15 protein-coding genes and 1 pseudogene are annotated in these 13015 nt (G+C 75.4%); 6 read left to right on the top strand and 10 right to left on the bottom strand.

Annotation, left to right across the window (positions count from 1 at the left end):
• The first annotated feature begins 24 nt into the window (after positions 1-24).
• Together EKG83_RS42710 and EKG83_RS42715 are read left to right on the top strand one after the other, a co-directional pair.
• Positions 25-540: a GtrA family protein gene (locus tag EKG83_RS42710; RefSeq protein ID WP_051764958.1), complete on the top strand. Its 516-nt coding sequence runs from the start codon at positions 25-27 to the stop codon at positions 538-540.
• Between the two features lie 36 nt (positions 541-576).
• Complete coding sequence (locus EKG83_RS42715; RefSeq protein WP_033429082.1) at positions 577-1131, top strand: GtrA family protein; 555 nt, start codon at positions 577-579, stop codon at positions 1129-1131.
• Positions 1132-1133: 2 nt separating this feature from the next.
• Here the strand turns inward: EKG83_RS42715 and hisN are convergent, their stop codons facing one another.
• Complete coding sequence (hisN, locus tag EKG83_RS42720) at positions 1134-1919, bottom strand: histidinol-phosphatase (RefSeq protein WP_033429081.1); 786 nt, start codon at positions 1917-1919, stop codon at positions 1134-1136.
• 33 nt (positions 1920-1952) lie between these two features.
• On the opposite strand from hisN, the gene EKG83_RS42725 reads away from it, so the two are divergent.
• Together EKG83_RS42725 and EKG83_RS42730 are read left to right on the top strand one after the other, a co-directional pair.
• Positions 1953-2624 (top strand): response regulator transcription factor, encoded by a 672-nt coding sequence (locus tag EKG83_RS42725; RefSeq protein WP_033429080.1) that lies wholly within the window; start codon positions 1953-1955, stop codon positions 2622-2624.
• Positions 2624-3898 (top strand): ATP-binding protein, encoded by a 1275-nt coding sequence (locus tag EKG83_RS42730; protein ID WP_033429079.1) that lies wholly within the window; start codon positions 2624-2626, stop codon positions 3896-3898. Before EKG83_RS42725 ends, EKG83_RS42730 begins: the two co-directional genes overlap by 1 nt.
• 79 nt (positions 3899-3977) lie before the next feature.
• Here the strand turns inward: EKG83_RS42730 and EKG83_RS42735 are convergent.
• From EKG83_RS42735 to EKG83_RS42770, 8 genes and pseudogenes are all read right to left on the bottom strand, one after another.
• A pseudogene (locus EKG83_RS42735) lies at positions 3978-4226 on the bottom strand (hypothetical protein); the annotation flags it as partial.
• Complete coding sequence (locus tag EKG83_RS49350) at positions 4223-6820, bottom strand: TNT domain-containing protein (protein WP_051764926.1); 2598 nt, start codon at positions 6818-6820, stop codon at positions 4223-4225. The gene EKG83_RS49350 and the pseudogene EKG83_RS42735, both read right to left, overlap by 4 nt.
• Before the next feature lie 14 nt (positions 6821-6834).
• The gene (locus tag EKG83_RS42745; RefSeq protein WP_033429078.1) at positions 6835-7143 is read right to left on the bottom strand and encodes a WXG100 family type VII secretion target; all 309 of its coding nucleotides are present in this window, start codon (positions 7141-7143) and stop codon (positions 6835-6837) included.
• On the bottom strand, positions 7140-7601 hold the full coding sequence (locus tag EKG83_RS42750) for a YbaB/EbfC family nucleoid-associated protein (protein ID WP_033429190.1): 462 nt from the start codon (positions 7599-7601) through the stop codon (positions 7140-7142). The genes EKG83_RS42745 and EKG83_RS42750 overlap by 4 nt, the downstream gene beginning before the upstream one ends.
• A 162-nt stretch (positions 7602-7763) precedes the next feature.
• Positions 7764-8330, bottom strand: a complete 567-nt coding sequence (locus EKG83_RS42755; RefSeq protein ID WP_033429077.1) for a GNAT family N-acetyltransferase — start codon at positions 8328-8330, stop codon at positions 7764-7766.
• 4 nt (positions 8331-8334) lie between these two features.
• Positions 8335-9264, bottom strand: a complete 930-nt coding sequence (locus tag EKG83_RS42760) for a hydroxymethylglutaryl-CoA lyase (protein ID WP_033429076.1) — start codon at positions 9262-9264, stop codon at positions 8335-8337.
• Positions 9251-9784, bottom strand: coding sequence for a PH domain-containing protein (locus tag EKG83_RS42765; protein ID WP_033429075.1), 534 nt, complete (start codon positions 9782-9784; stop codon positions 9251-9253). The genes EKG83_RS42760 and EKG83_RS42765 overlap by 14 nt, the downstream gene beginning before the upstream one ends.
• A gap of 30 nt (positions 9785-9814) precedes the next feature.
• Complete coding sequence (locus EKG83_RS42770) at positions 9815-10594, bottom strand: biotin--[acetyl-CoA-carboxylase] ligase (protein WP_033429074.1); 780 nt, start codon at positions 10592-10594, stop codon at positions 9815-9817.
• Between the two features lie 177 nt (positions 10595-10771).
• Here EKG83_RS42770 and EKG83_RS42775 point away from each other — a divergent pair, with 177 nt between their 5' ends.
• Positions 10772-12403, top strand: a complete 1632-nt coding sequence (locus tag EKG83_RS42775; RefSeq protein ID WP_033429073.1) for an acyl-CoA carboxylase subunit beta — start codon at positions 10772-10774, stop codon at positions 12401-12403.
• A complete protein-coding gene (locus tag EKG83_RS42780) occupies positions 12400-12612 on the top strand; it encodes an acyl-CoA carboxylase subunit epsilon (protein WP_033429072.1) in 213 nt (70 codons plus the stop codon). Before EKG83_RS42775 ends, EKG83_RS42780 begins: the two co-directional genes overlap by 4 nt.
• On the opposite strand, the gene EKG83_RS42785 is transcribed toward EKG83_RS42780, so the two are convergent.
• A complete protein-coding gene (locus tag EKG83_RS42785) occupies positions 12609-13004 on the bottom strand; it encodes a hypothetical protein (protein WP_153278781.1) in 396 nt (131 codons plus the stop codon). The two genes, EKG83_RS42780 and EKG83_RS42785, sit on opposite strands and share 4 nt — an antisense overlap.
• Between the last annotated feature and the right edge of the window lie 11 nt (positions 13005-13015).

Raw genomic sequence — 13015 nt, forward strand, 5'->3', positions numbered from 1 at the left:
GGGTGCCGATAGCCTGCCGGGGTGCTGCCACTAGTGCGCAGGGCCCTGGGCCGGCTGCCGGAACCGCTCCGCTTCCTGATCAACAAGCACCGGGAGCTCATCCGCTTCGCCGCCGTCGGCGGCACGACGTTCCTGATCGACAACGGCATCTGGTACGCGCTGAAGCTGACGTTCCTGGACGACAAGGTGGTCACGGCCAAGGCGATCGCCGTGCTGGTGGCGGTCATCGCGTCCTACGTGCTCAGCCGCGAGTGGTCCTTCCACACCCGCGGTGGCCGTGAGCGGCACCACGAGGCGGCGCTGTTCTTCCTGGTCAGCGGCATCGGCATCGGGGTGAACCTGCTGCCGCTGTACGTGTCGCGGCACGTGTTCGACCTGCACTCGGAGGTCGCGGACTTCCTCAGCGGCTCGGTGCTGGGGATGCTGCTGGCCACCGGGTTCAAGTTCTGGGCGATGCGGAAGTTCGTCTTCCCCGAGGCGGGCGCGCGCGAGCCGGTGCGGCCGCTGCGCGCGGTCCCGGAGCAGCGCGAAGTCGCCTGAACGGGCCGTTGTGCCGTTTCTCCGTAGACTGCACTGGTGTCCGTGCTGGAGAACGTGGTCCTGCGCCTGCCCCAACCGCTGCGCGCGCTGGCGCTCAAGCACCGCGAGCTGCTGAAGTTCGCCGTGGTCGGCGGCACCTGCTTCGTGATCGACACGGCCATCTTCTTCGGCCTGAAGTCGCTGGTGCTCAGCGACCACCCGGTCACCGCGAAGGTGGTGGCCACGCTGGTCGCCACGATCGTGTCGTACGTGCTCAACCGGGAGTGGTCCTTCCGGACCAGGGGCGGGCGCGAGCGCAGGCACGAGGCGGCGCTGTTCTTCCTGGTCAACGGCATCGGCATCGTGCTCAACTCGATGCCGCTGTGGGTGTCCCGCTACCTGCTGCACCTCCAGGAGCCGAACGTGAGCCGGCTGGCCGAGGAGGTCTCCGACTTCCTCAGCGCCCAGGTCGTCGGCACCCTGATCGCCATGGCGTTCCGCTGGTACAGCTACAAGAAGTGGGTCTTCCCGCAGGCCGGCTACCGGCCGCGCCGCGTGACCAGGGCCTACGACCTGCCCGAGGAGGACGAGCAGGCCCTGGGCCACTCGTGAACCTAGCGGCGCCCGGCGAGCACCTCCAGCGCCGCGTCGTGCAGGTGGCCGTTGCTGGTCAGCACGCTGCCGCGGTCGTGCCGGGCGACGCCGCCCAGGTCGGTGAACCGCCCGCCCGCCTCGGTCACCAGCACCTGGAACGGCGCGACGTCCCACGGGTTCACGATCGCCTCGGCGGCCAGGTCGATCGCGCCCTCGGCGACCAGGCAGTGCTGCCAGAAGTCGCCGAACGCCCGGTTCTCCCAGCACGCGTCGACCAGCGCCAGGTACGCCTCGCGCGAGTGGTGCTCGACCCACGAGCCCAGGTGCGTGGTGGACAGGTAGGCGTCGCCCAGGTCCCGGACCCCCGACACGGCGATCGGCCGCTCCCCCGAGGCGTCGGAGGTGAACGCGCCGCCGCCCTCGTGGGCCCACCAGCGGCGGCCCAGCGCGGGCGCGCTGACCACCCCGACGACCGGCCTGCCGTCCTCGACCAGGGCGATCAGCGTCGCCCAGACCGGTACGCCGCGCAGGAAGTTCTTGGTGCCGTCGATCGGGTCGACCACCCAGGTGCGCCCGGCGCCCACCTCGCCGCCGCGCTCCTCGCCCGCGACCCGGTCGCCGGGCGCCGCCCCGGCCAGCACGGCGCGCACGGCGTCCTCCACGGCCACGTCGGCGTCGGTCACCGGGGTGCGGTCGGGTTTGCGCTCGACCACGAGGTCGTGCGCCCGGAAGCGGGCGGTGGTGATCGCGTCGGCCTCGTCGGCGAGGCGGAGGGCCAGGGCGAGATCTGCGCGAAGGGCGGACACGCCGGGGATCGTGCCACGCCTACGCTGGGTGGTGTGAGCGTGGTCTTGTTGGCCGAGGACGACCCGGCGATCGCGGAGCCCCTGTCCCGGGCGTTGCAGCGGGAGGGTTACCAGGTCCAGGTCGTCGGTGACGGCCCGGGTGCGTTGCAGGCCGCCGAGCACGGCGGCATCGACCTGCTGGTCCTCGACCTCGGCCTGCCGGGCATGGACGGGCTGGAGGTGTGCCGCCGGCTGCGCGCGGGCGGGCGGGGGCTGCCGGTGCTGATGCTCACCGCCAGGTCCGACGAGGTCGACTTCGTGGTCGGGCTCGACGCGGGCGCGGACGACTACGTGGCCAAGCCGTTCCGGCTGGCCGAGCTGATGGCCCGCATCCGGGCGCTGCTGCGGCGGCGCGCGCCGGGCACGCTGGAGGCCAACGGCGTGCGGGTCGACCTCGCCGCCCGCCGCGTCACCGTGGACGGGCAGGAGGTGCAGCTGGCGAACAAGGAGTTCGAGCTGCTGCGGGTGCTCGTCCAGCGCGCCGGCCAGGTGGTGCACCGCGACGAGATCCTGTCCGAGGTGTGGAACGACCCGGAGCTCAAGAGCAGCAAGACCCTGGACATGCACATGTCGTGGCTGCGCCGCAAGCTCGGTGACACGCGCGGCGTCGAGCGCCGCATCGCGACCGTGCGCGGCGTCGGGTTCCGCTTCAACACCTCCGACTGATGCGCGGCCGCATCCTGCGCGCCATCCTGCTGGCCGTGGCGGTCACCGGGATCGCCCTGGGCATCCCGCTGGGCTACACGGCCCTCCAACTGGTGAAGGGCGCCGCCCTCAACGACCTGACCACCCGGGCCCAGCGGATCGCCGCGTCCCTCGACGACCAGATCGCCGGCGGGCAGCCGATCGACCTGCGGCCGGTCGAGGTGGGCGTGCCGGAGGGCGGGCACCTGGTGGTCACCTCGGGCGACCGGGTGCTGGAGTTCGGCCGCACGCCCGTCGACGGCGCGCTGATGGTGGAGGTGCCGATCGCGCAGCGGGGCACCGTGCGGCTGGAGGTGTCCTCGACCCCGGTGCACACCTCGCAGTACCAGGTGGCGGCGCTGGTGGTGCTGCTGGTGGTGCTGTCGGTGGGCACCGGCACGGTGGTGGCCACGGTCACCGCCCGCAGGCTCGCCGAGCCCCTGCGGCACGTGGCGGCGCGCGCGGCGCGGCTGGGCGCGGGCGACTTCCGGCACGACGACCGGCGGCACGGCGTGCCCGAGCTCGACCTGGTCGCCGACGCGCTGGACAAGTCGGCCGGGGCGCTGGCGCAGCTCGTGCAGCGGGAGCGGGAGCTGGTCGGTGACGTGTCGCACCAGTTGCGCAGCAGGCTGACCGCATTGCAACTGCGCCTGGAGACGCTGTCGGTGCACCCGGAGCAGGAGACGGCCGCCGAGGCGCGGGCCGCGCTGGAGCAGGCCGAGCGGCTGGCCGAGGTGCTGAACGAGATGCTGGCCGCCGCCCGGGCCGCCCGCGCGGTCGGCGCGGAGCCGCTGGACCTGGGTGCGGAGCTGACCGCCATCGTCGAGGAGTGGCGCGAGCCGCTGCGCCGGGGCGGGCGCGCGCTGCGGGTGCGGGTGCCGCACGGGTTGCTGGCGCGCGCCACGCCCGCCCGGCTGCGCGAGGCGATCGGGGTGCTGCTGGACAACGCCCTGCGGCACGGCGAGGGCCAGGTCACCGTGTCCGCGCGCCGGGACGAGGGCACGGTGGTGGTGGAGGTGACCGACTCGGGCGCGGGCGTGCCCGACGAGCTGTCGCAGCACATCTTCGAGCGCGGCGTGTCCGGCGGCGGGTCGACGGGGGTGGGCCTGGCGCTGGCCCGCGCCCTGGTCGACGCCGACGGCGGGCGGTTGGAGCTGTCCACGGCCCGGCCCGCGACGTTCGCGGTGTTCCTGCCGGTGCCGAAGGCCGAGGACGTGGTGGGGGTGAGCTGGCGGACCGACCTCACGCCCCGGTAGGCGATCCGGCGGGTGGCGCGGGCGCTGCGCGGTCCCCGGCGGGAGCGGTCCGGGCGGTGGGCGCCCCCTGGTCCGCGACCGGCAGCACGCCGACCGCGCCGCGCACGACCTGCGCCCACACCAGGCGCCCGAACAGGTAGTGGCAGGCCACGTCCTCGTTGGTGAACGCGGCCCAGTCGTAGCGGTTGCCCTGCTCGCGCCAGAAGACCTCGAAGCCCTCCTCGGTGGGCAGCAGGCACCACCTGTTCTCGGCCTCCGCCCCGATCGACACGACCTCGGCGGGCACGCCGACGGCCAGCAGCCAGCCCTGCACCGACTCGGCGTTCACCGGACCTCCTCCAGGTACCCCAGGGCGACCAGGTCGGCCACGGGGTGGGTGGTGCGGTAGCGGACGCCACCGCCGGGCTGCCCGAACCACTCGGCGGACAGCGTGAACCACACCGGCAGCACCTCGGCCACGCGGTAGCGGTGGTAGCCCGCCCCCAGCAACGCCGGCGGCAGCGAGCGGGCGGCGTAGGCGGTGCCCGGCTCGGACAGCACCCGGCCCTCCGGCGGGCCGAACCGGTCCAGCTCGACGCCGACCGCGAGCACACCCGGCTGACCGGCCTCGTAGCCGCCCTCGGGGAACAGCTCGCCGGGCGGCCAGGCGTACTCGGGCGGGTCGGACCGGACCAGGAACCGGCGGTCCCAGTCGCGCTCGTGCAGGCCGGCCAGCGGGTCGTGGCCGACCAGCAGCGCCGGGTCCGGTGCGGCGCCGGGTGCGAGCACCAGGCGCGGGCGGGCCGTGGCGGGCCTCGGGTCGGCGGCCGGGGTGTCGAGCGCGCCGGACAGCCGGGACGTCAGCCGGTCGCCGTGGGTCAGGTCCAGGCCGTAGCGGGCGGAGGTGTCGACCAGGTGCCGGTCGGGGTGGCCGGCCGGTTCGAACCGCAGGCCGGCCGCGAACGCGCGCTCGCCCGACGGCGGCGGGAGCTGGCGGGCCGGGGCGGTGCGGGGCCGGGGCAGCGTGCCGCCGGGGAACATGTGGAGCAGGAACAGCGCGGCGGCCTCCGTGGTCGGCCGCGCGGTCCGCGCGGCGGGCACGGGCTCCGGCTCGGGGCCGTCGGGTTCGGCGGGTGCCGCCGGGGCGGGGCCGGTCGGGAGCGGGGTCCTCCGGTCACCGCCGTGGCGGCCGACCGGGATCGGGATGACGGCGAACGCGAGGGAGCCGTCCTGCGCCGCGTCCTCGACGTCCCGGGCGGCGGCGAGCAGCGCCTCGCGCAGGTCGCCGGTCACCGACTCGCCCTTGGCCTCGCCGGCCTTGGCGTCGCCCTTGGCCTGGCCGTCGGCCTTGACGTCGGTCTTGACCTGGCTGTCGGCCTTGGCCGTGGCCGCGTCCTTGGCGGCACCCTGGCCCTGACCTTGGCCCTGCCCCTGGCTCTGCGCGCCCTGCCCGGAACCGGACCCGGAGCCGGCCCCGGACCCTTGCGCCGTGCCCTGGGCGCCCTGGCCCGGCACGCCCGGCTGCCCGGTCTGGGCCGCACGCGCTTCCGCCTTGGGCGCGGCAGGCGCCGCCTGGCCCTGCTGGGCCGGGGCTTGAGCGGCGGCGTTGGCGGCCGGGGACTGCGCCACCGCGGCCGCGGCCGCACCGGCGGGTCCGGCGGCGGGCGCGCCACCGGTCGGACCGCCGAACGCCGGGCCCTGCGGCACGCCCTGGTTCGCGGCCGGGGCCGCGGGCTGCTGCGCGGGTGCCTGCGGGGCATCGACCGGCAGCACGGGCCGGTCCAGCAGGGCCGCACCCGCCTGGGTGGTCGTGCCGTCGGGCCGGGGAATCGCGTCGACGACCGGCGCGGCGCCCGGGACGTCGCCCACCACGTGGTCCACCACGCCGCCGACCTGGTTCACGACCTGGTTGACCAGGCCGGGGGCGGGCGCGCCGGAACCGGGTCCGTGACCGCCCTGCCCGCCACCCTGACCACCGCCCTGGCCGGGCGCGCCGTCGTGACCGGGGTTCACCACGCCCGCCACGACGTCCCGACCGGTGTCGACCACCGGGTCGAGCACCGCGCCGACCGTGTCGGTGACGCCGCCCAGCAGCCCGCCGATCAAGCCGGGAGCCTGCTGGTTGCCACCGGGCCCACCACCGGGCCCACCGCCCGCGCCGGGACCCGTCGAACCAGGACCGGGAGCACCGGGACCGGTGGCGCCGGGACCGCCGTCGGGACCGTTGCCGCCGCCCAGCAGGTTGTCGACCAACCCGCCACCGCCCAGCAACCCGCCGGGCAACCCACCGCCGTGCGACTGGTTGCCGCGCCCCTGGTCAACGCCCTGAACAGGCGCATCACCACCGGGTCCACCGGGTCCACCAGGTCCACCGGGCCCGTGCGAGTCGGGCCCGTGCACGCCGGGGTTGATGTCGACCGGCGGCCGGCTCCCGCCGACGGTCACCCCGCTGTCCAGCCGCACCGCGCTGGTCAGCGCGTCGGTCAGGTGGGCGGCGTTGGCCGCCGCGCCGCGGATCGCCGTGTCCAGGCCCAGCAGCGCGGTGGGGTGCCCGGCGTTCGCGGCCTGCTGCGCCGCGTCGCTGTTCCTGGCCAGGTTCACCAGCTCGCGCACCAGCTCGACCTTTGCCGCGCCGACCTGCTCGGCCGCGTGGTCGAGCCGGTCCGCCGCCGCGTGGCAGCCGCGCACCACCCGGTTCAGCTCGCCGTCCGGGGCGGTGAACGCGGCCCACCGCCCGCGGGCCGCCTCGCCCGCCGGGCCGCCCATCGCGCCCAGCGCGCGGGTGGCCGCGCCGTCGGACTCGCCGGCCAGCGCGGCGAACCCGGTGCCCGCCTCGCGCCACGCCGCGGCGGACGCGCGCATCGCGTCCTCGTCGGCCCGGGGCCACGCGACCCCGGCCTTGGCGGCGACCTCGGCCAGTTCGGCCGGCAGCTCGATCCCCATGACGGCCCCCAGACTCAGATCGCGCGCAACGCGTCGGTGTTGCCCTGCTCGGTGTCGCGGTAGGTGCGGGCGGTCTCGGCGAGGCGTTCCCCGACGCCGCCGAACCCGGCGCCCAGCGCCCCCATCCCGGTCAGCACGTCACCGGTCGGGCCCACGTGCCCCGCGGCGAAGCTCTGCCCGATCGCGTCGTCGCCCCAGCAGGCGCCCAGCGGGTCGAGCACCCCGGTCAGGTCGGCCGCGATCCGGCCGGCGCGCTCGGCGAAGGCGCCGAAGTCCTGCGCGCCCTCGGTGAGCCGGGCCAGGTCGGTGTGGAAGCCGGTCATCTCACGCTCCTCCCGGTGGCGTCGACGTTCAGCCAGTCGCGCTGCTCGAAGTCCTCGTCGTCGTCGGCCGGGCGGCGCCGCGCGGCCGGCTCGGGCGGCGCGACCTCCTCGGGCCGCAGGTCGGCGGTGCCGCGCACCAGCGCCTCCGGGTCGGTCCCGGCAGGCAGCACGGGTTCCAGCGCCTGGTAGGTGCGCTCGGCGGCCTTCGCCGCGGCCTCGCGCGCGGTGCGCACGACGAGCTGCGCGAGCTGGGCGGGCCGCAGCCGGTAGGCGGCGTCGGTCAGTTCCAGGTCGGTGAGCGTGCCCCGGGCGTCGACCACCGCGGTCACCACGCCGTCCGGGCTGGTCGCGGACCCCGACACGCGGGCCAGGTCGCGCTGCACGGACGCCAGCTGGTCGCGGCTGCGCCGGTAGTCGGCGAGCAGCTCGTCGACCCGGGCGCGGTGATCGGTCGTCACGGCCACCTCCGGTTTGAACCGTCGCCGGGCATGGTCGTCGGTCGCGCGTTGGACGTTACGACCCGGCGGCCGGTTCCGGGGCGCTCCTGGGAAATCCCGGTGCGCACGGCGCGGTCGGCGGTTCGGGCCGGCGCCGCACCAGGGGGCCGGGGTGGTGCCCGGTCACGGGGCGAGCCGGACCAGGGCCCGGTGCGCGCCGCGGCGCTCGACCAGCTCGAACCCGGCGTCGAGGAACATGCCCAGGGTGCCGTGGTAGAGGTCGCCGGAGGCGGCCTTCGCGCCCCCGGTGTCCACCGGGTAGCCCTCGACCAGCAGGGCGCCGCGGTCGTGGGCGAACCGCACGGCGTGCTCCAGCAGCTCCGCGCCCAGGCCGCGCCTGCGCGCGGTGCGGTGCACGAAGAAGCAGGTGACCGACCACGTGCCGGTGGTGTCCTCGTCGGCGGGGACCGGCGCGGCCACCGGCGAGCGGGCCAGCCGCGGGTAGCTCGACCGGGGCGCGACCGCGACCCAGCCGACCGGCCGCTCCCCCTCCAGCGCGAGCAGGCCCGGCGGCGCGCCCTCCCGCGCGCGGGACCGCAGCAGCTCCCGGTTGCCGGCCGAGCCGTTGGCCCGCATCCGCGCGGGGCTCTGCCAGAACCACGTGCACCAGCAGCCGGCGCGGGCGCCGTTCGGGCCGAACAGCTCCTCCAGCAGCGGCCAGGTCTCCCCGGTCAGCTCCACGACCCGCACCGCGCTACCCCCGCAGCGCCCGCACCACCCGGGACGGGCTCGGCCGCCCGAGCCGATCGGCCATCCACGCGCTGGTGTCGGCCAGCCGGTCCAGGTCCAGGCCGTGCTCGACGCCGAGGCCGTCGAGCATCCACACCAGGTCCTCGGTCGCCAGGTTGCCGGTCGCGGACTCCGCGTAGGGGCAGCCGCCCAGGCCGCCCGCCGACGAGTCGACCGTGGTCACGCCCGCCTGGAGCGCGGCCAGCGTGTTGGCCAGCGCCTGGCCGTAGGTGTCGTGGAAGTGCACGGCCAGCCGGTCGACCTCGCCGAAGGCCGCCAGCAGCGCGGTGACCTGGCCCGGCGTGGCCACGCCGATGGTGTCGCCGAGCGAGAGCTGGTCGCAGCCCATGTCGAGCAGCCGCTTGCCGACGCCGACCACCTGGTCGCGCGGGACGGCGCCCTCCCACGGGTCCCCGAAGCACATCGAGGCGTAACCCCGAACCCCCAGGCCCTCGGCCTTGGCGCGGGAGACCACCGGGTCGAACATCGCGAACTGCTCGTCCAGGGACCGGTTGAGGTTGCGCCGGGCGAACGACTCGGTGGCGCTGGCGAAGATCGCCACGTGCGTCACGCCGGCGGCCAGCGCGCGCTCCAGCCCGCGCTCGTTGGGCACGAGCACCGGGTAGTCGACGCCGGCCCGCCGGTCCAGGCCGGCCAGCAGCTCCTCGGCGTCGGCGAGCTGGGGCACCCACTTCGGGTGCACGAAGCTGGTCGCCTCCAGGACCGCGGCGCCCGCGTCGGCCAGCCGGTCCAGGAACTCCAGCTTGGTGGCCACGGGCACCACCGCGGACTCGTTCTGCAGGCCGTCCCGCGGCCCGACCTCCCAGATCGTGACGCGGTCGGGCAGCCCACCGCCCGGGACCGCCTCCGGCAGACCGACCTCACGCGCGCCCATCCGTGCTCCTGTCCTCCTGTCGGTGCGCGCCGCCGAGCACCCGCTCCAGGGTCGCGCGCACCTCGACCACCCCCGGGACGTCGTCGAACTCCAGCGGCCCGTCGGCCGGGCCGACCGGGTCGGCCGGGTCCACCACCAGCGTGCCGCAGCCCAGCAGCCGGTCCACCGCCCCCTGCCGGAACCGCACCCCGCGCACCATCGCCAGCGGCAGGTTCAGCCGGGCCCGGCTGAACACGCCCATCCGGCACATCACCCGCTCGTCGGTGACGATGAAGTGCGTGGTGCCCCAGCGCAGCACGGGCGCCACCACCAGCCACGCCACCAGCACGGCGGCGACCGCGGCCAGCACGAGCCACGCGGTCGGCGCCCACGACAGGGCCGACACCGGCCCGGCCAGCCACGTGCCGCCCAGGACGACCACGAGCAGCACGGCCACCGGGGCGGACAGCGCCTTCCAGTGCGGGTGCTTGTGGATCACGACGCGCTCGCCGGGGCCGAGCAGGTCGTCCGGGTGCGCCACGGCGGTCCCTCCGGTGACTGGTGCCGGCCTTCACCGTACCCGCAGGTGCACCACGTCCCCGGCGGAAATCGGGTGGTCGGCGCCCGCCTCGTCGCGCACCACCAGCGTGCCGTCCGGCGCGAGGTCGTGGGCGGTGCCGAGCAGGGGCCCGCCGCGGGCCAGCTCGACCCGCACCGGGCGGCCGAGCGTGGCGCAGTTCCGCCGGTACTCCTCGCGCAGCGCCGGGTCGTCGCCGCCCAGCCCGCGCCAGCGCAGCTCCAGGTCGTGCAGGCGGGTGAGCAGGGTGACGGCCAGGTCGGCGCGGTCCAGCGGCCCCGGCGAGTGGTTCTCCAGGCTGGTCGGCGCCAGGCCGCCCGCGCCGGGTGCCACGTCGTCGGGCAGCCGGGTGACGTTCAGCCCGATGCCGAGCACGACCGCGGACCCCGAAGTGATCTCGGCGAGCACCCCGGCCGCCTTCGCCGGGCCGACGAGCAGGTCGTTGGGCCATTTGAGGGCGGCCCGCACCCCCACGTCCGCCGCCGTGCGCACCAGGGCGACGCCCGCCAGGAGGGTGAGCCAGGGAATCCGACCGGGGGGCACGCCGTCCGGTCGGAACAGCACGCTCAGGTACAGGCCGCCGGTGGGCGAGACCCAGCCCCGGCCGCGCCTGCCCTGGCCCGCGGTCTGCTCCAGCGCGATCAGCGCGGTGCGGTCGGGCGCGCCCCGGCCCGCGGCGGCCCGCAGGTCGGCGTTGGTCGATCCGGTGCTGGCGACGACGTCGACCGCGGCGTAGGGGCCGACGAGCCGGTCGCGGAGTGTTGCGGCGTCCACGGTTGAGCAGGGTAGGAGCGGCCCGTCCCGCCCGCTGTGTCGGAGCGGGTGTGGACGGCGGGACGGGCAGCCCCGCCAAGCCTGCAACCTCCAGCGCGCTGGAGGTCAACACGCCCGATGGTGAGCTGGGCTACTAGCCCGGACGGACCCTGGTGCGCCTGGCTAAGCTGCGCGGTCATGAGCAGTGCGACCGCCCCGATCGGCCCGGAGCCGGATCTCCACACCACGGCCGGGAAGCTGGCCGACCTGTACCGCCGCAACGAGGAGGCCGTGCACGCCGGTTCGGCGCGCATGGTGGAGAAGCAGCACGCCAAGGGCAAGAAGACCGCCCGCGAGCGCATCGAGCTGCTGCTGGACCCGGGCTCGTTCGTCGAGCTCGACGAGCTGGCGCGGCACCGCTCCACCAACTTCGGCCAGGACCGCAACCGCCCGTACGGCGACGGCGTGGTGACCGGCTACGGCACCGTCGACGGCCGCCCGGTGTGCGTGTTCAGCCAGGACGTCACCGTGTTCGGCGGCTCGCTCGGCGAGGTGTACGGCGAGAAGATCGTCAAGGTCATGGACCTGGCGATCAAGACCGGCCGGCCGATCATCGGCATCAACGAGGGCGGCGGCGCCCGCATCCAGGAGGGCGTGGTCTCGCTCGGCCTCTACGGCGAGATCTTCCGCCGCAACGTCGCCGCGTCCGGCGTCGTGCCGCAGATCTCGCTGATCATGGGCGCGAACGCGGGCGGGCACGTGTACTCCCCCGCGCTGACCGACTTCGTGGTGATGGTCGACCAGACCTCGCACATGTTCATCACCGGCCCGGACGTGATCAAGACCGTCACCGGCGAGGACGTGGGCTTCGAGGAGCTGGGCGGCGGCCGCACCCACAACACCAAGTCCGGCAACGCGCACTACCTCGCAGGTGACGAGGAGGACGCCATCTCCTACGTCAAGGAGCTGCTGTCCTTCCTGCCCGCCAACAACATGTCCGAGGCGCCCGTGTTCGACGCGCCCGACGACGTGCTGCACGGCTCGGTCGAGGACTCCGTCACCGAGTCCGACCGCGAGCTGGACACCCTCATCCCGGACTCGGCGAACCAGCCCTACGACATGCACGAGGTCATCACCCGCGTGCTGGACGACGGCGAGTTCCTGGAGGTCCAGCCGCTGTTCGCGCCGAACATCCTGATCGGCTTCGGCCGGGTCGACGGCCACTCGGTCGGCGTGGTCGCCAACCAGCCGACCCAGTTCGCGGGCTGCCTGGACATCGACGCCTCGGAGAAGGCCGCGCGGTTCGTGCGGACCTGCGACGCGTTCAACATCCCGGTGCTGACCTTCGTCGACGTGCCCGGCTTCCTGCCCGGCACCGACCAGGAGTGGAACGGCATCATCCGCCGCGGCGCCAAGCTGATCTACGCCTACGCGGAGGCGACGGTGCCGCTGGTCACCGTGATCACCCGCAAGGCGTACGGCGGCGCGTACGACGTGATGGGGTCCAAGCACCTGGGCGCCGACGTCAACCTGGCGTGGCCGACCGCGCAGATCGCGGTCATGGGCGCGCAGGGCGCGGCCAACATCGTGCACCGCAAGACCCTGGCGAACGCGGTGAACAACGGCGAGGACGTCGACGCCCTGCGGGCCCGGTTGCAGCGGGAGTACGAGGACACGCTGTGCAACCCGTACGTGGCGGCCGAGCGCGGCTACGTCGACGCGGTGATCCCGCCGTCGTACACGCGGGCGCACGTGGCCCGGGCGCTGGCGGTCCTGCGCGACAAGCGCGAGGTCCTGCCGCCCAAGAAGCACGGGAACATCCCGCTGTGAGCGCGGCACCGCACCTCCGGGTGGTGCGCGGCAACCCGGACGACGAGGAACTGGCCGCCGTCACCGCCGTCGTGGCGGCCCTGTCGGCGGCCCGGGCCGAGGGGCGGGAGCAGCCCCGCCGGTCGGCGTGGGCGGACCGCTCGCGCCTGGTGCGCAGGCCGCTGGACCGCGGTCCCGGCGCCTGGCGCGCGTCGGGCCTGCCCGGCTAGCAGTCCACCCGGCGGCTGGTGACCCGGGCGTCGGTGACGCCGACCTCCCGGCACCGGACGCCGTCGGGGACGCGCAGCCGCACCCGCAGCCAGAGCCGACCCGCGTCTTCCCGCGACTGGAGCACTTCGACGTCGTCCCCCCGGGTGATCGCCCGGGGGACGGCGTCGAGGCTGCGCAGGGCGCGGGCGGTGGTGGTCAGCTCGACCATGACCCGGTCCTCCGCGCGGTCGCTGGGCGTGGCGAAGGGCCAGAACGGGACGCCGTACCCGACCGGGTCGCTCGCCACGACCCTCACCGCCACCCCCAGGACGAGGGCGGCCGGCAGGACCGCCAACCACCGGTGCCGGCCGCGTTTCCGCTCGGTCCGGCCGACTACCAGAGCACGCCGCACGCCTTCGAGGT

It is taken from the genome of Saccharothrix syringae (assembly GCF_009498035.1).
Taxonomy (GTDB): Bacteria; Actinomycetota; Actinomycetes; order Mycobacteriales; family Pseudonocardiaceae; genus Actinosynnema; species Actinosynnema syringae.

What these genes read in the sequence shown, in the direction of transcription:
- EKG83_RS42745 (WP_033429078.1), bottom strand. Translation starts at nt 7,143, where the DNA reads ATGACCGGCTTCCACACCGACCTGGCCCGGCTCACCGAGGGCGCGCAG.
- EKG83_RS42760 (WP_033429076.1), bottom strand. Translation starts at nt 9,264, where the DNA reads ATGGGCGCGCGTGAGGTCGGTCTGCCGGAGGCGGTCCCGGGCGGTGGG.
- EKG83_RS42775 (WP_033429073.1), top strand. Translation starts at nt 10,772, where the DNA reads ATGAGCAGTGCGACCGCCCCGATCGGCCCGGAGCCGGATCTCCACACC.
- EKG83_RS42730 (WP_033429079.1), top strand. Translation starts at nt 2,624, where the DNA reads ATGCGCGGCCGCATCCTGCGCGCCATCCTGCTGGCCGTGGCGGTCACC.
- EKG83_RS49350 (WP_051764926.1), bottom strand. Translation starts at nt 6,820, where the DNA reads ATGGGGATCGAGCTGCCGGCCGAACTGGCCGAGGTCGCCGCCAAGGCC.